Here is a 21,938-nt window from a genome sequence, read left to right on the forward strand (position 1 = left end):
GAGATAAATGATGGCGAAATGCCAAAGTTTCGGCGTCAGCGAATTGGCCTGACGATGGAAGGGGGGCCTGAGCGCGCCGGGGACGGTTCTTTCGGCGGGCTGGTGTCCTTGGCCGCCGTGCCACTCAACGGATTGAGCGGGTTGCGCATATCGATACCCTGCATCACGCCGATGATGTCGCTGGCGGGCACCGCCGGGCTCAGCAGGTAGCCCTGGACGTAATCACAGCCGTGCTTGAGCAGCAAGTCGAACTGGGCCTGGGTTTCCACGCCTTCGGTCACCACGTGCAGGTGCAGGGTATGGGCCATGCCGATGATCGCCTGGACGATTTCGATATCGGTCGCCGACTTGGGAATGTCCTGGATAAACGAACGATCGATCTTCAAGGTGTTGAGCGGCAGGCGCTTGAGGTAGGCGAGGGAGGAGTAGCCGGTGCCGAAGTCGTCGATGGACAGCGACACACCCAGCGCCCGGATTTGCCGCAACAGCGCCAGGGTGCTGCTGATGTTGCCCATCAGCGCATTTTCAGTCACTTCCAGTTCCAGGCGGTTGGCGCCGATTCCGCTGAAGCGCAGGGCGTCTTCGATTTCGTCCGCCAGTTCATCGCGGGCCAGGTTCAGGGCCGAGCAATTCACCGTCATGGTCAGGTCGGTATAGCCTCGGTCGCAGAGCAGGCTCAAGTCGTGGCAGGCCTGGCGCAGTACCCAGTGGTCGAGGTCGGCGATCAGCCCGTTGCTTTCGGCAATGCCGATAAACCGGTCCGGGGCCAGCAGCCCATGTTGCGGATGTTGCCAGCGCACCAAGGCTTCCAGGCGCGTGACCTTGCCCAGTTTCATGTCAAAGATCGGTTGGTAGAACAGCACCAGTTGGTTCTGGGCGCGCAGGGCGCTGCGCAGTTCTTCTTCCAATTGCAGTTCGAGGAAGGCCCTGGTTTTCAGGTTGGAGCTGAAGAAGTTCAGACTGTTACGTCCCGTTTCTTTGGACTGGTACAGCGCCAGGTCGGCGGTCTTCAGCAGCTCTTCGCAGGTCGCGCCGTCATCGGGAAACAGGCTGATGCCGATGCTGGTGGTCATTACCATGCGCCGGCCGGCCAGTTCGATGGGCTCTTTCATTTTCTGCATGATGCGCTGGGCCAGGTGCCGCGCTTCGTCGCGGTGGTGGACGCTGATCAGGATGCAGAACTCATCGCCGCCAAACCGGGCGACCACGTCTGCATGGCTGCGCACCGAGCCTTTGATATGGCTGGCGAGTACGGTGAGCAATTGATCGCCGGCGTCATGGCCGAGGCTGTCGTTGATGCGCTTGAAGTGGTCGATGTCCAGGAAAATAACCGCCATCATGCCGTTTGACGCGGTCTTTTCGGCGATTTTTTCCGCAAAGATCTGATTGAAACCCCGGCGATTGAGCAGGCTGGTCAGGGCGTCGTAATGGGCCACCTGTTGCAGGGAGGCACGTGCCTGGTCCAGTTCGCTGAGCAGCGCGTTGACCCGTCGCAGGTCGCGCTCCTTGTGTTGCAGCTTCTTGTCCGCCAGGGCCGCGCTGATGCTGCTGCCGATCACCAGCAAGGTGATCACGGCGACCGACAGACCCAGTTGGATGGGGTTGTTGTCCTGCGTCAACGAAAGGTCGGCGCCCGTGGGCACAATCAGTCGCATCGCCGCCATGCCGGTAAAATGCATGCTCAGAATGCCCGCGCCCAGCACCAGGCTGGCGGCGTATTTGAGCAGTTGATGAAAGACCCCGGCGCCGGTGCGCAGGTAGCTGGACAGCAACAACGCCGCCAGGCTGGCGCCCATGGCGATGCCCAGGGACGCAAAGAACAGCCCCGACTCGAAGTACATCTGAGCCTGGGAGTGCATGGCCGACATGCCGACGTAGTGCATCAAGGTGATGCCAAACCCCATCCACACCGACGCCTGCAGGTACTGGTGCAAGCGCACATTGGTATGACTGAGGGTTTTCATGGCGAACAATGAGGCGATCAGGGCGATCAGCAGCGACGCGAACGTGGTGATCAGTTCGTAGTGAATGGCAATGGGCGCCTGGAAGGCCAGCATGCTGATGAAGTGGGTGGACCAGATGCCACCCGCCAGGCATCCGGCACCCAGCCAGCGCCAGTGGCGGCGCGCGGTGGGGTCTTCGACATGGCCAACGCGTTCGGCCATGTCCAGCGTGCCGAACCCCGCCGCACAGGCGACCAGGTAGGCCAGTAGCACCAGGAAAGGGTTATGACTGCAATTGAGTAATAAGTGCCCGTTCTCTGGAAGGTCGGTAAAGAAGTGCAGACCCAGCCATTCCATAGCATGTCCTGTCATAGCGTCACGTCACAGCCTACGGCAGTGACCTATGAGGTCGAGTATAGAAGCCTCGAAGGATTTGCCAGGGATAATGGCACTTTGCTCTCAATGATTTTGGCATGCCGCTCATAGCGATTAATGCTAAGCGCTGATGGGCAGCTCCAACTCGAATGGCGCTTGCAACGGCGGCAGGCCAAATGCGGCGCGGGCTGCATCGCAATCTAGGCTCTGCTCGCCCTGGCTCCACGACGCATCGAATTCTCGGCAGGTGCTTGAGCGTTGCTCATAAATTGAGCAGCTGGTGCCTTTGCCGACTTCGCCTTCAAGGCTGCAGCAGCGCGCGGGCTTCTGGTCGGTGCCGATCATCGCGACGCGCGTCGGGTTGATCTGGACCACCAGGTCATCGGGCACTGTGCCGCCCGACGAGGCGCACTCACCCCAGAAGAAAGACACTCGGAAGTATGAACAGCAGGCACCGCAACTCAGACACGGACTGGCTTCGGACATGGGCGTCGTCAATAAGAAAAGTAAGAAGGGGGGCTACGGGAAGGCTCGCCATTCTATCCGTGCCATGGCCGTTGGGAAGAGGGGCGCGCACTTATATTTTTGTAGGCGAAGTCCCGTAGCGCCGGGTGAAATCATGCCCTATCAGCTTTACGAATCATTACAGACAACCTGGGCTCGCCTGACTATGTTGCAGGTACCGGGCAGGATGCATCGGGCATCGCAGCTCTCATAACAATAAAAGAGACGGACCCATGCAGAACTCGACCCAAGCGGCGAATGCCTGGCGCATTCTGTTCCTGCTGTTTCTGGCCAACCTGTTCAACTTCTTCGATCGCACCATTCCGGCGATCATCATCGAGCCGATCCGCATGGAATGGCACCTGAGCGACTTCCAGCTCGGCATCATCGGCACGGCCTTTACCATCGTCTACGCCATTGCCGGCTTGCCGCTCGGGCGCCTGGCCGATACCGGCTCGCGTAGCAAACTGATGGGGTGGGGCCTGTTTGCATGGAGCGGGCTGACGGCGGTCAACGGCCTGGTCGGCAGTTTCTGGACGTTTTTGCTGGTGCGCATGGGCATCGGTATTGGTGAAGCCAGCTATGCGCCGGCCGCCAACTCGCTGATTGGCGACCTGTTCCCGGCGCATCGTCGCGCCCGGGCGATGGGGATTTTCATGCTGGGCCTGCCGCTGGGCCTGTTGCTGGCGTTTTTTACCATTGGTTGGATGGTCAAGGCCTTCGACAGCTGGCGCGCCCCGTTTTTTATCGCCGCCGTGCCGGGGATGATCCTCGCGGTGTTCATGTTCTATATCAAGGAACCCAAGCGCGGCGCTGCCGAAACCGTACAAGTCTCCCAGGAGCGCGTCGACCGCCCGATCCGCCGCGTGCTGGCCGTACCGACTTTTCTGTGGCTGGTGCTGGCCGGGCTGTGCTTTAACTTTGCCACCTACGCGTGCAACTCGTTTCTGGTGCCGATGCTGCAACGGTACTTCCTCATGCCGTTACAGGATGCGGCCGTTGCCACCGGGGTGATTGTCGGTTTGACCGGCTTGGTGGGGCTGACCCTGGGCGGCTGGATCGCCGACAAGATTCACCAACGGGTTGCCAATGGGCGGCTGCTGTTTGCCGCGTGCAGCCTGATCATCTCCACCGTCACGACCGCCTGGGCCTTGCATGCCGGGCGCATCGAGATTGGTGTGTTTGTGGCGCTGTTCAGTGTGGGTTGGTTGTTTGCCTATAACTTCTACACCTGCGTGTACACGGCGATCCAGGACGTGGTCGAGCCGCGCCTGCGAGCCACGGCGATGGCGTTGTTCTTTGCCGGGTTGTACTTGCTGGGCGGGGGCATGGGGCCGATTGTGGTGGGCGGATTGTCCGATCACTTTGCTCATTCGGCGATGTATGCCGATGGGGCTGCGCAGATGACCGAGGCTTATAAAGCCGTGGGTCTGCATGACGCCATGTACCTGATTCCGGTGGCGCTGTTCTTTACGATGCTGTTCTTGTTCCAGGCCTCGCGCAGTTTTGTGCGCGATGCCAAGCGCATGAAGGCCGGATTGGTGGCTGACGAGGTGCCGGCGGCTGCGGTGACGGCTTGAGATGGAGGTGATGCCATCGGGGGCAAGCCCCCTCCCACATTGATCGGTGATAGACAGGACAATGCGGTCAACTGTGGGAGGGGGCTTGCCCCCGATGAGGCCCCCAAAGCCAATAAAAAAGGCCCGCATTGCGCGGGCCTTCTTGTTCAGCGGGGCAGGGCGGTAATCAACCCGCTACCAATACCCGAATCGCCTCCAGTCGCAGCGCCGCCTTGTCGAGCATGGCCAGGCCTTGCTCGCGTTGGTTGCGCAGGGCAACCAGCTCGCTGTCACGTACGGTTGGGTTGACCGCTTGCAACGCAGTCAGGCGCGCCAGCTCTTCGTCGGTGTCCGCTGCCAGGCGACGCTTGGCCTCGGCCACGCGCTCGGCATGTTGCGGGGTGATCTTCTCTTCACCCGCGTTGATCCGTGGCGTCAACTGGTCGCGCTGGGCCTGGATGAACTTGTTGGCGCTAGCCCGCGGCACGCTTTCCAGCTGGTCGTTGAGGGTCACGAATGACACACGCCCCGACAGGTCATTACCGTTCGCATCCAGCAGGCAGCGCAGTGCCGCCGGCGGCAGGTAGCGACCCAGTTGCAGCGCACGCGGTGCAACTACTTCGCTGACGTAGAGCAGTTCCAGCAACACGGTGCCCGGCTTGAGCGCCTTGTTCTTGATCAGCGCCACGGCGGTGTTGCCCATGGAACCGGACAGCACCAGGTCCATGCCGCCCTGCACCATCGGGTGTTCCCAGGTGATGAACTGCATGTCTTCGCGTGACAGTGCCTGATTACGGTCGTAGGTGATGGTCACACCTTCGTCGTCGCCCAGGGGGAAGCTGGCGTCGAGCATTTTTTCGCTGGGTTTGAGGATCAGCGCGTTTTCCGAATGGTCTTCGCTGTCGATGCCAAAGGCGTCAAACAGGGTTTCCATGTAGATCGGCAGGGTGAACTGGTCGTCTTGCTCAAGAATGTCTTCAACCAGTGCATCGCCTTCGCCGGCGCCGCCGGAGTTGAGTTCCAGCAGGCGGTCGCGACCGGTGTGCAGCTCTTGCTCCAGGCGCTCGCGTTCGGCACGGGCCTCGTCGATCAGGGCTTGCCACTCGCCGTCGTCGGCGTTTTCCAGCAGCGGCAGCAGGCGTGGGCCAAACTGATGCTGCAAGGCGTTGCCGGTCGGGCAGGTGTTGAGGAATGCGTTCAGCGCTTCGTGGTACCACTGGAAGAGACGCTCTTGCGGGCTGGTTTCCAGGTACGGTACGTGCAGTTCGATCACATGTTTCTGGCCGATCCGGTCCAGACGGCCGATGCGTTGTTCCAGCAGGTCGGGATGGGACGGCAGGTCGAACAGCACCAGGTGGTGGGAGAACTGGAAGTTGCGGCCTTCGGAGCCGATTTCCGAGCAGATCAGCACCTGGGCGCCGAACTCTTCATCGGCAAAGTAGGCGGCGGCGCGATCACGTTCGAGGATGTTCATGCCCTCGTGGAACACCGTGGCCGGGATGCCGGAGCGCACGCGCAGGGCGTCTTCCAGGTCCATGGCGGTTTCAGCGTGGGCGCAGATCACCAGGACTTTGGTGCGCTTGAGCATTTTTAGCTGGTCGATCAGCCACTCGACGCGCGGGTCGAAGCGCCACCAGCGGTTTTCTTCGTCAATGTCCGGCTGCGACTGGAAGCTGACTTCCGGGTACAGCTCGGCGTGTTCGCCCAGCGGCAACTCCAGGTATTCGTCCGGGTTCGGCATCGGGTAGGCGTGCAGCTTGCGCTCCGGGAAACCCTGCACGGCGGCACGGGTATTACGGAACAGCACGCGGCCGGTGCCGTGGCGGTCGAGCAGCTCACGCACCAGGCGCGCACTGGCTTCGGCGTCGCCATCGTTGACGGCGGTGAGCAGCGCTTCGCCTTCGTTACCGAGGAAACCCTGGATGGTCTTGTGGGCGGTCGGCGACAGGCGGCCCTTATCGAGCAGTTCCTGCACGGCTTCGGCCACCGGACGATAGTTTTCGCTCTCGGCGCGGAAGGCCTGCAGATCGTGGAAGCGGTTCGGGTCCAACAGGCGCAGGCGCGCGAAGTGGCTGTCCTGGCCCAGTTGCTCCGGGGTGGCGGTGAGCAGCAGCACGCCTGGTATCACTTCGGCGAGTTGCTCGACGAGAGAGTATTGCGGGCTGGCTTTTTCTTCATGCCAGACCAGGTGGTGGGCTTCGTCGACTACCAGCAAGTCCCAGCCAGCGGCGAACAGCGCGTCCTGGGCCTTCTCGTCGTCCACCAGCCATTCCAGGGCCACGAGGGCCAACTGGGTGTCTTCGAACGGGTTGGCGGCATCGCTTTCGATGAAGCGTTCTTCGTCGAACAGCGCGACCTGCAGGTTGAAGCGGCGGCGCATTTCCACCAGCCACTGGTGTTGCAGGTTTTCCGGGACCAGGATCAACACGCGGTTGGCGCGGCCCGAGAGCAACTGGCGATGGATCACCAGGCCGGCTTCGATGGTCTTGCCCAGGCCGACTTCGTCAGCCAGCAATACCCGCGGCGCGATACGGTCAGCGACTTCACGGGCGATGTGCAGTTGGTGAGCAATAGGTTGCGCACGTACGCCACCCAGGCCCCACAGCGTGGACTGCAACTGGCGGCTGGTGTGTTCCAGGGTGTGATAGCGCAGCGAGAACCAGGCCAGCGGGTCGATCTGGCCGGCGAACAGACGGTCGCTGGCCAGGCGGAACTGGATAAAGTTGGAGAGTTGGGTTTCCGGCAGGGTGACCTGTTCGTTCTGCCCATTGAGGCCGTGGTAGACCAGCAGACCGTCGACGTCGTCGACTTCCTGTACGGTCATTTTCCAGCCTTCGAAATGGGTGATGGAATCACCCGGCGAGAACCTCACACGGGTGAGGGGCGCATTCCGTAGCGCATACTGGCGAGTGTCGCCAGTGGCCGGATAGAGCACGGTCAACAAGCGGCCGTCCTGTGCCAGAACGGTGCCTAACCCCAGCTCTGCTTCGCTGTCACTAATCCAGCGTTGCCCCGGTTGATACTGCTGCGCCATGCTGCCTGACTCCCGCCGTGAAAAAGCCGACTATCTTAACGGAACAAGGCCCGCAGCCAAAGGACTCTGACAAAAACTACTCCGTTTGAGTGCAGGGCGGAGTGCTGAATCGACGGGTGGCGGGCACTTGCGAGTGTCGACTGGGTCACAGGTTGGCGAGTCCGCGCTCAAGTCGCCGTGGCCCCCGCCGACAGCCTGCTGACAGGAGAACAACTATCATGCTGCCACCTATGCTGCCCGTCAGCGTTATACCGGTTACGTCGCAACTCGACCCGGTCCGTCAGAAACCAGATATTCCGCCCGTGGTCCCTGTTCAAGCGGGCTCCAGTGAAAGCACCATCGACTTGAAAAAAGGCGATGCCGAGCAGTCGACCTTTCTGCTGCGCGAAGAGCAACGCCGCCAGCAGGAACAGCAGAAACGCCGGCGCGAAGCCGATGAGGATCCGGACCAGCACCTGGCGATCCCGGGCGACCTGCTCAATGCCGACAACACCGTACCGGTTGTGCCGCTGATCGAAGACGCGCCGCGCCAGGGCCTTTGGGTGGACGTCGAGGTTTAAACCCGCAGTTGCCTCAAGGCCGCTAGCAGCGACTCGATGTCGTGATCGTTGTTGAGGGGGCTGACGGAGATCCGTGCAACGCTTGCCAGGCCCCGCGCCTGCATATCCAGCGGGGTGTAGGCCACGCCGTTGGCGCCAATATTGATGTGCCTGAGTCCCAATTGTCGTTTCAGCTCGAAGGCGTCGCAGCCGGCGAGGTTGAAGGCGATCAGCCCTGATTGAAACGTGCCCAGGTCATGCAGGGAAACCCCCGGAATCTCACACAATGCTGCGCGAATTTGCGCGCTGGTTTGTGCGACGTGTTTCCATACTCGCTCAATCCCCCAGTCATTCATCTCGTGCAGCGCATTCCCCAGCCCCGCCAACAGGGCGAAAGACACTTCGCTGGTTTCAAAGCGCCGTGCGTCGTCGCGCAGGTCGAAACCGGCGGCGGTCCAGGGGGCTGAAAACACATCGCGTTGGGCCGGGTTCAACTGTTGGAGAAAGTCCGGCCGCACATACAACAGCGCCGTGCCACGCGGCCCGCGCAGGTGTTTGCGGCCGGCCGACTTGAGCACATCACACTGCAACGCCTGCACATCCACCGGCACCTGGCCGACCGCTTGGCCGGCGTCGATAAAGTAGGGGATGCCATGACGCCGGGCCACTGCGCCGATGGCCTGGGCGGGGTTGATCAGGCCGCCGTTGGCCGGCAGCCAGGTGAGGTCGATCAGCTTTACGCTGGCATCGATCATCGCCTCCAGTGCCACCGGGCACACCGCGCCGGTGGCGTCGCAGGGGATGACTTCCACCCGCGCACCTGCTTGCACGGCCAATTGCATGCTCGCGAGGTTGCCGCCCCATTCGTGGCGCCCCACCAGAATGCGATCACCCGGTTGCCACGGGCCCAGGGCTTGGAATGCCATGCTCCAGGCAGTCGAACCGCTGCCGGCAAAGGCTATCGACGCGGCGGACGCGTTGAGCAGTTGCGCGGCGGCGTGGCGCGCTTTTTCCACGAGCATGGCGCCATGCTCACCGGCTTCCATCGGACCGTCCCGGGCTTCGCGCTGGAGTTGGTCAATGATGGCGTCAAGTGTCGCCTGGCTTGGCAGCGAGGCGCCGGCAGGGTTGAAGTGCACCAGGCCCGACTGGCAGCCAGGCGTGGCCTCCCTTAATCGTTGAACATCGAGCGGGCTCACGGCTGCAGCTCGAAAACCGCGTCAACCTCTACCGCCACACCGGCTGGCAGACTGGCAACCCCCACTGCGGTGCGCACATGCCGGCCTTGTTCACCGAGGGCATTGACCAGCAGGTTCGACGCACCGTTGGCCACCGCGCCCTGGCGCTGGAAATCGGCGCTGCTCGCGATAAACACCCCCAGGCGCACAGTGCGCACCAGGCGCGACAGGTCATCGCCCAAGGCATCGCTCAATTGCGCGAGCAAGCTCAGTGCCGCTAGTTCTGCCGCCTGGACACCTTCTTCTTCACTTAGGGATTCGCCCAGTCGGCCGAGGTAAGCAGGCCTTGCGTCGAGCAGGGGGATTTGCCCGGAGATAAACAGCTGGTTCTGACTGATGACATGGTTGATGTAGTTGGCAATCGGCTGGCTGGGAGCTGGCAGCGTCAGGCCAAGGGCGTGCACGCGTTGGCGCAGGGAGTTGCTCATGCTGAGTCCTCTGGTTTCAAGAGGGTTGAGCATGTTGTTCCGGGGGGGACTGCGACAAACGGATAGATCTCACTCGACGTATCGAAATAACTCACGCGTCGGCGCAGATCTCCCTTAGCCACTGGCTGAAGCATTCGACCGCTTGGTGGGCAGGGCCTTGAGGGGTGATCAGCCAATAGCCGATATCGCTGTGGTAGGGCGGCCAGTCGAAGGCTTGCACCAGGCTGCCGTCCTGGAGTCGGCGTTGGATGAGATGGTGACGACCCATCGCGATGCCCTGGCCGGCCACGGCGGCTTCGACCACGATGTTGTAGTCGTGCAGCATGACGCGCGGGTGATGTTCAAGGCTGACTTGATAGTACTGGGACCAATCCGTCCATTCGAACGGCCGGTGTGAGGTTGCCATCAGCAAGGGGCCGTTGCCCAGTGAGTTGGCCTTGAACGTCGGGCTGCAGACCGGTGAAATGACTTCAGCCATCAGGCGCGTGGCCTGCACGTGCGGCCAATCGCCCTTGCCGTAGCGGATGGCCAGGTCGACCTCGGCGGCGGCGACGTTGGCCAGTTGAATTGACGGCAACAGCTCCACCTGGATGTATGGGTAGCGGTTGAGAAACCCCGCCAGGCGCGGCGCCAGCCACAGCGTGGCGAAAGACGCCAGCAGGCCGACGCGCAATACCGTGGCGCTGGGCACCTGCCGTTGGGCGCGGGTCGCGGTGGCGATGGCATCGAGGGCCGGGCGGATTTCATCGTAGTAACGCTGCCCATCTGCGGTCAGATCGATGGCGCGGGTGCGTCGGATAAACAACGGTTTGCCCAGGTGCTGTTCGAGTTTCTGGACCTGATGGCTGAGGGCGCTTTGGGTCACTGAAAGCTCCTGGGCCGCCTTGATAAAGCTCAAGTGCCGGGCCACGGCTTCAAAAGCACGAAGGGCCAGCAGCGGGGGAAGATCCTTGTGCAGTGACACCTGAGTGCGCCTCCTGAGTTGGGCGGAAAGTACCGATTTTGGGCGACGGTCTGCCTTTTGTCGCGTGCTGATTTGCCGTCGGGCACAGGAGCCCGCATTATTGAGCCCTACTTGCCACGACGTAAGACAAACCATGAGTGATGACGACAAGCTGATCGACCTGAATGCCGAACGCGCCAAGCGCGTGCATGACCTCAATGACAAACGCCTGAATGAAGTGCGCCAGGCATTTGAACAGGCAATGCCTTTAGGCAAAGCCAAGAAAAAATCAAAGAACAAACCGAAAAAGCGTTAATACGGCCTGCGTCTGTTGATGCAGGTCAGTTATTGCCCTTCTTTACGCCCCGTTGCGGGCGACATTGATCCCCGTCAATTTTCCAATTCGCCTTCTCCAGTAACTTAGCCCTATCGCAACAGGGCAAGTGCAGGAGGCCGGTCATGTTTATCGATAATGTGGTATTCGCCGGGGTGCTGACTGTCAGCCTCATGGTGCTGTTTTTCGTAGGGTTTGGGATTTTTATCTGGAAGGACGCTAATAAGCGTAAAGAACCGTAAGTCTTTCTGGATTACATGAGCACGCAAGGCATTTTGGGCGACTTCGGTCGCCTTTTTTTTTGCCTGGTATTTAATGATGTCGGCTAATACTGATCCATAAAAAAAGGTGCGGTCCTCACAGAGGCCGCACCTTTTTTTCAGCGCCTGGCTATCAGTTGCCCAGCGCCTTGGACGCCAGCCAGAACAACCCGGCCGACAGGCCAACGGTCGCAGGCAACGTCAACACCCAAGCCATCAGGATGGTCTTGACCGTGCCACCTTGCAGGCCGCTCTTGTTCGCGACCATGGTGCCGGCCACGCCCGAAGACAGCACATGGGTCGTGGACACCGGCAGGGCAAAGATATTGGCAAAGCCAATCATGGTAGCAGTGGTGATCTGCGCTGACATGCCCTGGGCATAGGTCATGCCCTGCTTGCCGATCTTCTCACCGATGGTCAGTACCACACGCTTCCAACCCACCATGGTGCCCAGGCCCAAGGCCAATGCGACGGCGAGGATTACCCAGAACGGCGCGTACTCGGTAGTCGCGGTCAGGTCTTTGCGAAGCTTGTCGAGGTCGGACTTCTCACGCGCATCCAGGCCCGGCAGCTTGCCGACTTTCTTCGCGGTGTCGTCCAGGCAGAGCAGGTAGCGACGCACTTCGATACGCTGGTCCGAGGTCAGCGAATGGTAGTCCGAGACCCCGCTCAGCGTACTGACGAGCGCTTTGATAGTGGGCTCGGTCTGCTGCGGGTTGCACTGGAACTTGCCCGGCAGATCGTCCTTCACGCTTTTGCCCAGGGCCAGGAATTCGCCGAGGGTGGCGTTGTTGCGCTGGTAGAACTGGCTCAAATGCACGGTGGCGTCGCGGGTACGCTCGATCTGGTAGGTGGTGCTGCCCAAGTCGAGTACGAACTGCGCCGGTACGATACCGATCAGCACCAGCATGATCAGGCCGATGCCTTTCTGACCATCGTTGGAGCCGTGCACGAAACTCACGGCCATGGCGGAGATCACCAGGACCAGGCGGTTCCAGAACGGCGGGTGCTTCTTGTCGTCGAGCTTGCGGCGCTGGTCCGGGGTCTTGTGCATCTTCGACAGCGGGCGCCACCATTTCAGACCGATCAGCACCAGGGCTGCGACCAGGAAGCCGGCCATCGGCGAGAACACCAGGGAGGCGCCGATATCGATAGCCTTCTGCCAGTTCACACCGTCAGCCAGGGGAATATCGTTGATCAGGGCGTTGGCCAGGCCGACACCGAGGATCGAGCCGATCAGGGTGTGGGAGCTGGAAGCAGGAATACCGAAGTACCAGGTGCCCAGGTTCCAGGTGATCGCTGCGGCCAATAACGAGAAGACCATCGCCAAACCATGGCCGGTATTCACATTGATCAGCAACTCCACCGGCAGCAAATGCACGATGGCGTAGGCGACACCGACACCACCGAGCAATACGCCGAGGAAGTTGAACACCCCGGAGAAGAACACGGCCAGATGCGGCGGCATGGCTTTGGTATAGATGACTGTGGCCACCGCGTTAGCGGTGTCATGAAAGCCATTGATGAACTCGAAGGCGAGGACAAAGGCCAGGGCGAGCAACAGGCTCACGAGAACCCAAGCATCCAGTCCGCTGAATAAATCGATCATGAAGGTTTTCTGACCCGGTCGTAAGGGGGCGCGATTATGCCAGAAAACCTCAGTAATCGATGCACTAGCTGCTCATCGGTAACAAACTTCATTGAAACGCCAGGGGCGAAACCGGGCGATCCCAGGGTTTTCGGGGCTTTGGCAAGTCTTTGATTTATAAAGTACAGGTCTGAAAAGAGCGGGTTTTGTCACCGAATCGTCATGCCTGAAACATTTGTATGAAATTTTACTGGCGATCGTGGGATCCAGGGCCCGGGCTGCTGGCTAAGCGCTAGCAGCCCGGGCCGCGCCCCTGGCTCAATCCGAAGCACTTATGGCTCTTCGGCCTTGAGTTCCTGTTCAATCTTTTGGATTTCCTGGGTAAACGCCTGGTCGAGCAGGCTGGCTCGCTTGCGCCAGGGTTTGCGCTCAGGTTCAGGCTGGGCGGCGTAGGTGGTGACTTCCCCGCCGTAAACGTCCTTGTAACGTTGCTCCTGGCGCTCAAGTTCCGCGCGCAGTTCATCTTTCGTCACATTGTTACCTAATCGAGTTGAGTGTAATTACCCGGCAGCGTAGTGCCTGAATGTCGCCTTCGGATTGTTCAAAGTTGAACCAATGATGCGCTCAAGTTTGAACCGCTGATACTAAAGACCGTTGGTGGTAACTGTCATTCAAGGCAGGTAGTTGCGACCTTCCATGCACGGCATGTGCCTGGGCTGGCGAGCTCTGGTCCCGATAGTGAAACCGGGCTGACCTCCGCACAGCGTGCATTATAGCGGCGCATTTGAATAACACTATCGGCATAAAGTTAAAAAGCGTCAACTTTGTGTGAGCGTTTTGTTACACGCAGACGTCAGCAATTGCTGAAATTCTGGCGCCATAAAGTCAACAAGGAACTAAAGATTCAACCTTCTCATCGCAACTTTACTCGGCCAGGCAGGTGAGGGTGCGGGCACGGCTCAAATTGCGATAATCGCATGATCGTCCGATAATCGCCCAACGTTGCCGGCCCTGCCTTGTGCAGGGCGGCCAGTGCGGCTTGTAATACCCGCCCAATCCCTGCGGTTGACAATAAGAGAAAGGAACCCGAGATGAACGATCAATTGCGCAACTCCTTCGCGTCAGTGGCGCCGCCGATCGTTGCCTCGCCGGCCAAGCGGATCCAGGCGTTTACCGGTGACCCCGACTTCATGACCTCCCTGGCCCGTGGCCTGGCCGTCGTGCAGGCATTCCAGGAGCGCAAGCGCCACCTGACGATTGCCCAGATCAGTCACCGCACCGAAATCCCCCGCGCCGCTGTGCGCCGTTGCCTGCATACCCTGATCAAACTGGGCTACGCCACCACCGACGGGCGCACCTATTCACTGTTGCCCAAAGTCCTGACCCTGGGCCATGCCTACCTCTCATCCACGCCACTGGCGGTGTCGGCCCAGCCGTACCTGGACCGTATGAGTGAACAACTGCACGAAGCCTGCAACATGGCCACCCTGGAAGGCGATGACATCCTCTATATCGCCCGCTCGGCAACGACCCAGCGCCTGATTTCGGTGGACCTCTCGGTGGGCGGCCGTTTGCCGGCCTATTGCACTTCCATGGGGCGCATCCTGCTCGCGGCACTGGACGACGCTTCGCTGCAGGACTACCTCGATCACGCCGACCTGCAAACCAAGACCAGTCGCACCCTCACCACCCCTGAAGCCTTGTTCGAATGCCTGCAACAAGTGCGTCAGCAGGGCTGGTGCATCGTCGACCAGGAACTGGAACAAGGCCTGCGCTCCATCGCGGTGCCGGTGTATGACGCCTCGGGCCAGGTATTGGCGGCACTCAATGTCAGCACCCATGCAGGGCGGGTCAGCCGCAGCGAGCTGGAACAGCGTTTCCTGCCGAGCATGCTCAGCGCCAGCCGTGAGCTGAGTGCGCAACTGTTTGCCTAAGCTGTTCGGTGACCGCACAGATCCCGGCTTGATCAATTGACGGTGTTTCACCCGGCTTATTATTGTGCGGCAGCGCTCTCAGGGGCGCCCCAATAATAATGACGACCCCAGGTCGTTGGCCCGCCCTCGGTGTGGAATAAAAATAATGAATCAGCCTTCTGTCGGTACCACGCTGGACGTGCAGTCCTTCATCAACACCCAGCCACTGTCACGCTATCAGTGGCGCGTGGTCATCCTGTGTTTCCTGATAGTTTTCCTCGACGGCCTCGACACTGCAGCCATGGGCTTTATTGCGCCTGCGCTGTCCCAGGACTGGGGCATCGACCGCGCCAGCCTCGGCCCGGTGATGAGTGCTGCGTTGATCGGCATGGTATTCGGCGCGCTGGGTTCCGGCCCGCTGGCCGACCGTTTTGGCCGTAAAGTGGTGCTGGTCGGTGCCGTACTGGTGTTTGGTGCGTTCAGCCTCGCCTCGGCCTACAGCAGCAATGTCGACCAGTTGCTGGTGCTGCGTTTCCTCACAGGGCTAGGCCTGGGCGCGGGTATGCCCAATGCCACCACGCTGCTGTCCGAATACACCCCCGAACGTCATAAATCGTTGCTGGTGACCAGCATGTTCTGCGGCTTCAACCTGGGCATGGCCGGTGGCGGGTTTATCTCGGCCAAGCTGATCCCGGCGTTTGGCTGGCATGCGTTGTTGATGATCGGCGGCATCCTGCCGTTGATCCTGGTGGTGGTCCTGCTGCTCTGGCTGCCGGAGTCGGCGCGTTATCTGGTGGTGCGCAACCGTGGCACTGACAAGGTGCGCAAAACCTTGTCACCCATCGAGCCCACTATCGTTGCCCAGGCCACGGCCTTCAGCGTACCCGAACAGAAAACCGTCAAGGCCCGCAATGTGTTCGCGGTGATCTTCTCCGGCACCTACAGCGCCGGCACCTTGCTGCTGTGGCTCACCTACTTCATGGGCCTGGTGATTGTGTACCTGCTGACCAGTTGGCTGCCGACGCTGATGCGTGACAGCGGCGCGAGCATGGAGCAAGCCGCGTTTATCGGTGCGTTGTTCCAGTTCGGTGGAGTACTGAGCGCCGTTGGCGTGGGTTGGGCGATGGACCGGTTCAACCCCCACAAAGTCATCGGCATTTTCTACCTGCTGGCTGGGGTGTTTGCCTACGCGGTCGGACAGAGCCTGGGCAATATCACCGTGCTGGCGACCTTGGTGCTGATTGCCGGGATGTGCGTCAACGGTGCGCAATCGGCGATGCCGTCCCTGGCGGCGCGTTTCTACCCGACCCAAGGCCGCGCCACCGGCGTGTCATGGATGCTCGGCATCGGCCGCTTCGGCGCGATCCTCGGCGCCTGGATGGGCGCCACCTTGCTGGGCCTGGGCTGGAACTTCGAGCAGGTGCTCACCGCCCTGGTGATCCCGGCCGCAGTCGCCACCGCGGCAGTGGTCATCAAGGGCATGGTCAGCCATGCGGATGCGACCTGAGGTTGATTGATAGCTTGCCAACAATCGGTTCGATAATCGAACGCTTAGTCGATTATCGGATTGTTTGGCCCATTTCCCCAGCTTAATCTTCAAGCACTTCGGCGCCACCTCAGCGCCTTTTTCGATAACCCCGGGAGCCCAACCCCATGGCTGACATTCTCACCCTGCGTGATGCGGTCAAGCGCTTCGTGAACGACGGCGATACCGTCGCCCTCGAAGGCTTTACCCACCTGATCCCTACCGCCGCAGGCCATGAAATCATTCGTCAGGGCAAGAAAGACCTGACGCTGGTACGCATGACGCCTGACCTGATCTACGACCAGTTGATCGGCGCCGGCTGTGCACGCAAGCTGATTTTCTCCTGGGGCGGCAACCCTGGCGTGGGTTCCCTGCATCGCCTGCGTGACGCGGTCGAGAAGCAATGGCCGCAGCCGCTGGAGATCGAAGAACACAGCCATGCCGACCTGGCGAATGCCTACGTCGCTGGTGCCTCAGGCCTGCCGTTTGCGGTGCTGCGTGCCTACGCCGGTTCCGACCTGCCCAAGGTCAACCCGCTGATCAAAAGTGTGACTTGCCCGTTTACCGGCGAAGTGCTGGCGGCGGTGCCGTCGGTACGCCCGGACATCACCGTGATTCACGCCCAGAAGGCCGACCGCAAGGGCAACGTGTTGCTCTGGGGCATTCTCGGTGTGCAGAAGGAAGCGGCCCTGGCGGCCAAGCGCTGCATCGTCACCGTCGAGGAAATTGTTGACGACCTGAATGCACCGATGAACAGCTGCGTATTGCCGACCTGGGCCCTGACTGCTGTCTGCCACGTACCCGGCGGCGCGCATCCTTCCTACGCCCACGGGTACAACGAGCGCGACAATCGCTTCTACCAGGCGTGGGACCCGATTGCCCGCGACCGTGGGACGTTTACCGCCTGGATTGACGAATACATCCACGGCACTGCCGACTTCAGTGAATTCCAGGCCAAACTGGCCACCGCGCAGGAGGCCAAGTAATGGCTTACTCGACCAATGAAATGATGACCGTCGCCGCCGCGCGCCGCCTCAAAAACGGCTCGGTGTGCTTTGTCGGCATCGGCCTGCCCTCGAAAGCAGCCAACCTGGCGCGCCTGACTTCGTCGCCCGACGTGGTGTTGATCTATGAGTCCGGCCCAATTGGCGCCAAGCCTTCGGTACTGCCGTTGTCCATCGGTGACGGTGAACTGGCGGAAACCGCTGACACCGTGGTGCCAACCGGTGAGATTTTTCGCTACTGGCTGCAAGGCGGGCGCATTGACGTCGGCTTTCTCGGTGCGGCCCAGGTCGACCGTTTCGGCAACATCAACACCACCGTGGTCGGTGACTACCACCAGCCCAAAGTACGCCTGCCAGGTGCCGGTGGCGCGCCGGAGATTGCCGGTTCCGCCAAGAGCGTGCTGATCATCCTCAAGCAGTCGTCCCGGTCGTTCGTGGACAAGCTGGACTTCATCACCTCCGTCGGCCACGGCGAGGGCGGCGATTCGCGCAAGCGCCTGGGCCTGCCGGGCGCCGGTCCTGTCGGCATCATTACCGACCTGTGCATCATGGAGCCGGAAGAGGGCACCCATGAATTTGTGGTCACCGCGCTGCACCCTGGCGTCACCCGCGAGCAAGTGGTGGCCGCCACGGGTTGGGCGATCCGCTTTGCCGACCAGGTCAGCACCACTGCCGAACCGACTGACATCGAACTGACCGCCCTGCGTGACCTCGAAGCCCGCACGGCCGCCGCCCATGGCCAAGCACCCGGAGAAGCCTGATGCGCGACGTGTTTATCTGTGATGCCATCCGCACGCCCATCGGCCGGTTTGGCGGTGGCCTGGCCACGGTGCGTGCCGACGACCTGGCGGCGCTGCCGATCAAGGCGCTGATGGAACGCAACCCGTCGGTGGACTGGCGTGCGGTGGACGAGGTGTTCCTCGGCTGCGCCAACCAGGCCGGCGAAGACAACCGCAACGTTGCGCGCATGGCGCTGTTGCTGGCGGGCCTGCCCGAGACTATTCCGGGCGTGACCCTCAACCGGTTGTGCGCCTCGGGCATGGACGCCATCGGCACCGCGTTTCGCGCCATCGCCAGCGGCGAAATGGAGCTGACGATTGCCGGCGGCGTCGAGTCGATGTCCCGTGCACCGTTCGTGATGGGCAAGGCCGATGCGGCGTTTTCGCGCAACATGAAGCTGGAAGACACCACCATCGGCTGGCGTTTTATCAACCCGCTGATGAAGGAACAATACGGCGTGGATGCAATGCCGCAGACCGCCGATAACGTCGCCGACGATTACCAAGTGTCCCGCGCCGATCAGGACGCCTTCGCCCTGCGCAGCCAGCAACGCACGGCAGCCGCCCAGGCTGCCGGTTACTTTGCCGAAGAAATCGTGCCGGTGCGGGTCGCCCATAAAAAAGGCGAAACCGTGGTGGCGCACGATGAGCATCCACGGGACACCACCCTTGAAGCCCTGACCAAGCTCAAGCCGGTCAACGGCCCTGACAAAACTGTCACCGCTGGTAATGCTTCGGGTGTGAATGATGGCGCCGCCGCGCTGATCCTGGCGTCCGCCGAAGCGGTCAAGAAACACGGCCTCACCGCCCGTGCCCGCGTGTTGGGCATGGCCAGCGCCGGTGTCGCCCCGCGTGTGATGGGCATCGGCCCGGTGCCGGCGGTGCGCAAACTGGTGGAGCGCCTGGGGTTGGCGGTCACCGATTTTGACGTGATCGAACTCAACGAAGCCTTCGCCAGCCAAGGCCTGGCGGTGCTGCGTGAATTGGGGATCGCCGACGACGCGCCCCAGGTCAATCCGAACGGTGGCGCCATCGCCCTTGGGCATCCGCTGGGCATGAGCGGTGCACGGTTGGTCCTGACAGCCCTGCATCAGTTGGAAAAAACCGGTGGCCGTAAAGGCCTGGCGACCATGTGTGTCGGCGTCGGCCAAGGCTTGGCCCTGGCGATTGAACGCATCTAATAAGAGAGGACTGCTCCATGAGTGACAAGCCCGGTTACCGGCGCCCGCAAGCGGGCACTCAACCTGATTACCTGCACCCGGCCTACCAGTCGACGAACCTGCGTTCGCCGTCCCAGCCGCTGGTGTTCCTGCCCCATTCCTTGTCGGAAATCACCGGCCCGACCATCGGTGCCGAGCGGATCAACGAGAAGGACAACGACCTCACCGCGCAACATGAAGGCGAGCCACAGGGCGAGCGCATCATTATTCATGGTCGCGTGCTGGACGAAAACGGTTTGCCGGTGCCGGGCATCCTCGTGGAGATCTGGCAGGCCAACGCCGCCGGTCGCTACAACCACAAGCGCGATGTGCACGACGCGCCGCTGGACCCGAATTTCACCGGCACCGGCCGCACCGTCACCGACGCCGATGGCTGGTACCAGTTCCAGACCATCAAGCCCGGCGCCTACCCGTGGGGCAACCATCACAACGCATGGCGCCCGGCGCATATCCACTTTTCGCTGTTTGGCCCGAGTGTGCTGACGCGGTTGGTCACGCAGATGTATTTCCCCGGCGACCCGTTGCTGGAATACGACCCGATCTACAACTGCGTGCCGGACACTTCGGCCAAGCAGCGCTTGATCGCCAGCTTCGACCTGGAAAAAACCATTCCTTCCTATGCCCTCGGCTACCGCTGGGACATCGTCCTGCGCGGCCGCGACGCCACGCCGATGGAGAAATGAGATGAGCCTTTACGCAACCACGTCCCACACCGTCGGGCCGTATTACCACATCGGCCTGACCTGGCTGAACCGCGAAGACCTGACCGTCGCCGCCACCCTTGGCGAGCGCGTGGCGATCAGCGGGCAAGTGGTGGATGGCAACGGTGATGTGGTCAACGACGCCATGCTCGAAGTCTGGCAGGCCAATGCCGCCGGCAAGTACGACCATCCGGAAGATGAGCAGGACAAGGCCGTCGACCCTAACTTTGAAGGGTTTGGCCGGGTGCCGGTGGACGCCGAAGGGCGCTTCCGGTTTACCACCATCAAGCCGGGGGCTGTTCCGGGCCTGAAAGGCACGACCCAGGCACCGCATTTGGTGGTGCTGGTGTTTGCGCGAGGCTTGGTGAAGCACTTGCTGACGCGGATTTATTTTGACGGTGAGGTGCTCAATGGCGATGACGCGCTGCTGGCATGTGTGCCCGCCGAGCGGCGTAGCACCTTGATTGCCAGGCAGGATGAGCAGGGCGTGTATCAGTGGAATGTGATTTTGCAGGGGACGGATAAGGAGACGGTGTTTTTTGATTATTGAGTAAGGCTTGGGGGCCTCTTCGGGGGCAAGCCCCCTCCCACAGTTGATCGAGTTGTCTGAGCCTTACTCGGTTAAATGTGGGAGGGGGCTTGCCCCCGATAGGGCCGGTTCAGGCAACCCATTATCCAAATGTCTGCTTGCGGAACATGGTTGTTGCAAAGTATGTCTAGGCTATAACCGTTCCCACTGAGTGAAAAATCATGACAACAACCACCAGTCACTACACCGGAGAAGAACGCAGCAAACGGATCTTCGCGATTGTCGGTGCCTCCTCCGGCAACCTGGTCGAATGGTTCGACTTCTACGTCTACGCCTTCTGCGCCATTTACTTCGCCCCGGCGTTTTTCCCCTCGGACGACCCCACGGTCCAACTGCTCAACACCGCCGGCGTATTCGCCGCCGGGTTCCTGATGCGCCCCATCGGCGGCTGGCTGTTTGGCCGGGTGGCCGATAAACACGGTCGCAAAAATTCGATGATGATTTCGGTGCTGATGATGTGCGCCGGCTCGCTGGTCATCGCCTTCCTGCCCACCTACAAAGACATCGGCGCCTGGGCCCCGGCGTTGCTGCTGGTGGCGCGGTTGTTCCAGGGTTTGTCGGTGGGTGGCGAGTACGGCACCACCGCAACCTATATGAGTGAAGTCGCCCTCAAGGGCCAGCGCGGTTTCTTCGCCTCGTTCCAATACGTCACCCTGATCGGCGGGCAACTGCTGGCGGTGTTGGTGGTGGTGATCCTGCAACAGATCCTCACCGAAGAAGAATTGCGCGCCTGGGGCTGGCGGATTCCGTTCGTGATCGGCGCGATTGCGGCGGTGATTTCGCTGTTGCTGCGTCGCACCCTCAAGGAAACCACCAGCGAGGAAATGCGCCAGGACAAGGACGCCGGCAGCATCGCTGCGCTGTTTCGCAACCATAAAGCGGCGTTTATCACCGTGCTCGGCTACACCGCCGGCGGCTCGCTGATTTTCTACACGTTCACCACCTACATGCAGAAGTACCTGGTGAACACCGCCGGGATGCACGCCAAGACCGCCAGCTACATCATGACCGGCGCGCTGTTTGTGTACATGTGCATGCAGCCGCTGTTCGGCATGCTCTCGGACAAGATCGGTCGACGCAACTCGATGCTCTGGTTTGGCGCCCTCGGTACTCTGTGCACCGTGCCGATCCTTTTGACCCTGAAAACCGTGACCAGCCCGTTCCTGGCGTTTGTGCTGATTTCCCTGGCGTTGGCTATCGTGAGCTTCTACACCTCGATCAGCGGCCTGGTGAAAGCGGAAATGTTCCCGCCCCATGTGCGTGCCTTGGGCGTAGGCCTGGCCTATGCGGTGGCCAATGCGATCTTCGGCGGCTCGGCGGAATACGTGGCCTTGGGTCTGAAATCCATGGGCATGGAAAACACCTTTTATTGGTACGTCACAGGCATGATGGCCGTGGCTTTCCTGTTCAGCTTGCGTCTGCCGAAACAGGCGGAGTACTTGCACCACGATTTGTAAGGAAT

The 21,938-nt window shown here is 61.1% G+C and carries 20 protein-coding genes; 12 read left to right on the top strand and 8 right to left on the bottom strand.

Annotated elements, in window-relative coordinates; genetic code table 11:
* Positions 1-35: 35 nt before the first annotated feature.
* Complete coding sequence (locus NDJ82_RS16450; protein ID WP_250925869.1) at positions 36-2,300, bottom strand: putative bifunctional diguanylate cyclase/phosphodiesterase; 2,265 nt, start codon at positions 2,298-2,300, stop codon at positions 36-38.
* 138 nt (positions 2,301-2,438) lie between these two features.
* Positions 2,439-2,804, bottom strand: a complete 366-nt coding sequence (locus NDJ82_RS16455; RefSeq protein WP_099583304.1) for a YkgJ family cysteine cluster protein — start codon at positions 2,802-2,804, stop codon at positions 2,439-2,441.
* A 251-nt stretch (positions 2,805-3,055) separates the two neighbouring features.
* Between NDJ82_RS16455 and NDJ82_RS16460 the strand changes: the two genes are divergently transcribed.
* Positions 3,056-4,402: a spinster family MFS transporter gene (locus NDJ82_RS16460; RefSeq protein WP_112193918.1), complete on the top strand. Its 1,347-nt coding sequence runs from the start codon at positions 3,056-3,058 to the stop codon at positions 4,400-4,402.
* 166 nt (positions 4,403-4,568) lie between these two features.
* On the opposite strand, the gene rapA is transcribed toward NDJ82_RS16460, so the two are convergent.
* Positions 4,569-7,415: an RNA polymerase-associated protein RapA gene (gene rapA, locus NDJ82_RS16465; RefSeq protein WP_112193920.1), complete on the bottom strand. Its 2,847-nt coding sequence runs from the start codon at positions 7,413-7,415 to the stop codon at positions 4,569-4,571.
* A gap of 218 nt (positions 7,416-7,633) precedes the next feature.
* Between rapA and NDJ82_RS16470 the strand changes: the two genes are divergently transcribed.
* Positions 7,634-7,975 carry an aspartate-semialdehyde dehydrogenase gene (locus NDJ82_RS16470; protein WP_112193922.1) on the top strand — a complete coding sequence of 114 codons (342 nt, stop codon included), beginning with the start codon at positions 7,634-7,636 and terminating at the stop codon, positions 7,973-7,975.
* Here NDJ82_RS16470 and NDJ82_RS16475 read toward each other — a convergent pair.
* From NDJ82_RS16475 to NDJ82_RS16485, 3 genes are all read right to left on the bottom strand, one after another.
* On the bottom strand, positions 7,972-9,153 hold the full coding sequence (locus NDJ82_RS16475) for an aminotransferase class V-fold PLP-dependent enzyme (RefSeq protein ID WP_250925870.1): 1,182 nt from the start codon (positions 9,151-9,153) through the stop codon (positions 7,972-7,974). The two genes, NDJ82_RS16470 and NDJ82_RS16475, sit on opposite strands and share 4 nt — an antisense overlap.
* Positions 9,150-9,620, bottom strand: coding sequence for a RidA family protein (locus NDJ82_RS16480; RefSeq protein ID WP_250925871.1), 471 nt, complete (start codon positions 9,618-9,620; stop codon positions 9,150-9,152). Before NDJ82_RS16480 ends, NDJ82_RS16475 begins: the two co-directional genes overlap by 4 nt.
* A gap of 91 nt (positions 9,621-9,711) precedes the next feature.
* Positions 9,712-10,584 (bottom strand): LysR substrate-binding domain-containing protein, encoded by an 873-nt coding sequence (locus NDJ82_RS16485; RefSeq protein WP_191958293.1) that lies wholly within the window; start codon positions 10,582-10,584, stop codon positions 9,712-9,714.
* Positions 10,585-10,717: 133 nt separating this feature from the next.
* Between NDJ82_RS16485 and NDJ82_RS16490 the strand changes: the two genes are divergently transcribed.
* Both NDJ82_RS16490 and ccoM read left to right on the top strand, forming a co-directional pair.
* The gene (locus NDJ82_RS16490) at positions 10,718-10,879 is read left to right on the top strand and encodes a hypothetical protein (RefSeq protein WP_090408332.1); all 162 of its coding nucleotides are present in this window, start codon (positions 10,718-10,720) and stop codon (positions 10,877-10,879) included.
* Positions 10,880-11,022: 143 nt separating this feature from the next.
* Entirely contained in the window at positions 11,023-11,139 is a 117-nt protein-coding gene (gene ccoM / locus NDJ82_RS27455; RefSeq protein WP_276145525.1) for a cytochrome c oxidase subunit CcoM, read from the top strand.
* Positions 11,140-11,290: 151 nt separating this feature from the next.
* On the opposite strand, the gene NDJ82_RS16495 is transcribed toward ccoM, so the two are convergent.
* Both NDJ82_RS16495 and NDJ82_RS16500 read right to left on the bottom strand, forming a co-directional pair.
* Complete coding sequence (locus NDJ82_RS16495) at positions 11,291-12,766, bottom strand: inorganic phosphate transporter (protein WP_099583296.1); 1,476 nt, start codon at positions 12,764-12,766, stop codon at positions 11,291-11,293.
* Between the two features lie 311 nt (positions 12,767-13,077).
* A complete protein-coding gene (locus tag NDJ82_RS16500; protein ID WP_099583295.1) occupies positions 13,078-13,278 on the bottom strand; it encodes a hypothetical protein in 201 nt (66 codons plus the stop codon).
* Positions 13,279-13,836: 558 nt separating this feature from the next.
* Here NDJ82_RS16500 and pcaR point away from each other — a divergent pair.
* The 8 genes from pcaR to NDJ82_RS16540 all read left to right on the top strand — a co-directional run bounded on the left by pcaR (position 13,837) and on the right by NDJ82_RS16540 (position 21,933).
* Complete coding sequence (gene pcaR / locus NDJ82_RS16505) at positions 13,837-14,679, top strand: pca regulon transcriptional regulator PcaR (protein ID WP_025855315.1); 843 nt, start codon at positions 13,837-13,839, stop codon at positions 14,677-14,679.
* Between the two features lie 145 nt (positions 14,680-14,824).
* Complete coding sequence (gene pcaK / locus NDJ82_RS16510; RefSeq protein WP_112193937.1) at positions 14,825-16,165, top strand: 4-hydroxybenzoate transporter PcaK; 1,341 nt, start codon at positions 14,825-14,827, stop codon at positions 16,163-16,165.
* Positions 16,166-16,311: 146 nt separating this feature from the next.
* Positions 16,312-17,169 (top strand): CoA transferase subunit A, encoded by an 858-nt coding sequence (locus tag NDJ82_RS16515; protein ID WP_112193939.1) that lies wholly within the window; start codon positions 16,312-16,314, stop codon positions 17,167-17,169.
* Positions 17,169-17,948: a CoA-transferase subunit beta gene (locus NDJ82_RS16520; protein ID WP_122308664.1), complete on the top strand. Its 780-nt coding sequence runs from the start codon at positions 17,169-17,171 to the stop codon at positions 17,946-17,948. The genes NDJ82_RS16515 and NDJ82_RS16520 overlap by 1 nt, the downstream gene beginning before the upstream one ends.
* Complete coding sequence (gene pcaF / locus NDJ82_RS16525; RefSeq protein ID WP_191947767.1) at positions 17,945-19,147, top strand: 3-oxoadipyl-CoA thiolase; 1,203 nt, start codon at positions 17,945-17,947, stop codon at positions 19,145-19,147. Before NDJ82_RS16520 ends, pcaF begins: the two co-directional genes overlap by 4 nt.
* A 17-nt stretch (positions 19,148-19,164) precedes the next feature.
* The gene (pcaH, locus tag NDJ82_RS16530; protein ID WP_099583290.1) at positions 19,165-19,869 is read left to right on the top strand and encodes a protocatechuate 3,4-dioxygenase subunit beta; all 705 of its coding nucleotides are present in this window, start codon (positions 19,165-19,167) and stop codon (positions 19,867-19,869) included.
* A gap of 1 nt (position 19,870) precedes the next feature.
* Complete coding sequence (gene pcaG, locus NDJ82_RS16535) at positions 19,871-20,437, top strand: protocatechuate 3,4-dioxygenase subunit alpha (protein WP_099583289.1); 567 nt, start codon at positions 19,871-19,873, stop codon at positions 20,435-20,437.
* 200 nt (positions 20,438-20,637) lie between these two features.
* Positions 20,638-21,933 (top strand): MFS family transporter, encoded by a 1,296-nt coding sequence (locus NDJ82_RS16540; RefSeq protein ID WP_250925872.1) that lies wholly within the window; start codon positions 20,638-20,640, stop codon positions 21,931-21,933.
* Positions 21,934-21,938: the final 5 nt, after the last annotated feature.

Source organism: Pseudomonas sp. SR18, assembly GCF_023701505.1.
In the GTDB taxonomy this organism is placed as follows: Bacteria; Pseudomonadota; Gammaproteobacteria; order Pseudomonadales; family Pseudomonadaceae; genus Aquipseudomonas; species Aquipseudomonas cyclaminis.

Excerpts from the sequence above, each read along its gene's own strand:
- pcaK (WP_112193937.1), top strand. The coding sequence starts at position 14,825 with ATGAATCAGCCTTCTGTCGGTACCACGCTGGACGTGCAGTCCTTCATC.
- NDJ82_RS16450 (WP_250925869.1), bottom strand. The coding sequence starts at position 2,300 with ATGGAATGGCTGGGTCTGCACTTCTTTACCGACCTTCCAGAGAACGGG.
- pcaG (WP_099583289.1), top strand. The coding sequence starts at position 19,871 with ATGAGCCTTTACGCAACCACGTCCCACACCGTCGGGCCGTATTACCAC.
- rapA (WP_112193920.1), bottom strand. The coding sequence starts at position 7,415 with ATGGCGCAGCAGTATCAACCGGGGCAACGCTGGATTAGTGACAGCGAA.
- NDJ82_RS16455 (WP_099583304.1), bottom strand. The coding sequence starts at position 2,804 with ATGTCCGAAGCCAGTCCGTGTCTGAGTTGCGGTGCCTGCTGTTCATAC.
- NDJ82_RS16520 (WP_122308664.1), top strand. The coding sequence starts at position 17,169 with ATGGCTTACTCGACCAATGAAATGATGACCGTCGCCGCCGCGCGCCGC.
- NDJ82_RS16480 (WP_250925871.1), bottom strand. The coding sequence starts at position 9,620 with ATGAGCAACTCCCTGCGCCAACGCGTGCACGCCCTTGGCCTGACGCTG.
- NDJ82_RS16515 (WP_112193939.1), top strand. The coding sequence starts at position 16,312 with ATGGCTGACATTCTCACCCTGCGTGATGCGGTCAAGCGCTTCGTGAAC.
- NDJ82_RS16460 (WP_112193918.1), top strand. The coding sequence starts at position 3,056 with ATGCAGAACTCGACCCAAGCGGCGAATGCCTGGCGCATTCTGTTCCTG.
- NDJ82_RS16470 (WP_112193922.1), top strand. The coding sequence starts at position 7,634 with ATGCTGCCACCTATGCTGCCCGTCAGCGTTATACCGGTTACGTCGCAA.
- NDJ82_RS16490 (WP_090408332.1), top strand. The coding sequence starts at position 10,718 with ATGAGTGATGACGACAAGCTGATCGACCTGAATGCCGAACGCGCCAAG.
- pcaR (WP_025855315.1), top strand. The coding sequence starts at position 13,837 with ATGAACGATCAATTGCGCAACTCCTTCGCGTCAGTGGCGCCGCCGATC.
- NDJ82_RS16495 (WP_099583296.1), bottom strand. The coding sequence starts at position 12,766 with ATGATCGATTTATTCAGCGGACTGGATGCTTGGGTTCTCGTGAGCCTG.
- ccoM (WP_276145525.1), top strand. The coding sequence starts at position 11,023 with ATGTTTATCGATAATGTGGTATTCGCCGGGGTGCTGACTGTCAGCCTC.
- pcaH (WP_099583290.1), top strand. The coding sequence starts at position 19,165 with ATGAGTGACAAGCCCGGTTACCGGCGCCCGCAAGCGGGCACTCAACCT.
- NDJ82_RS16540 (WP_250925872.1), top strand. The coding sequence starts at position 20,638 with ATGACAACAACCACCAGTCACTACACCGGAGAAGAACGCAGCAAACGG.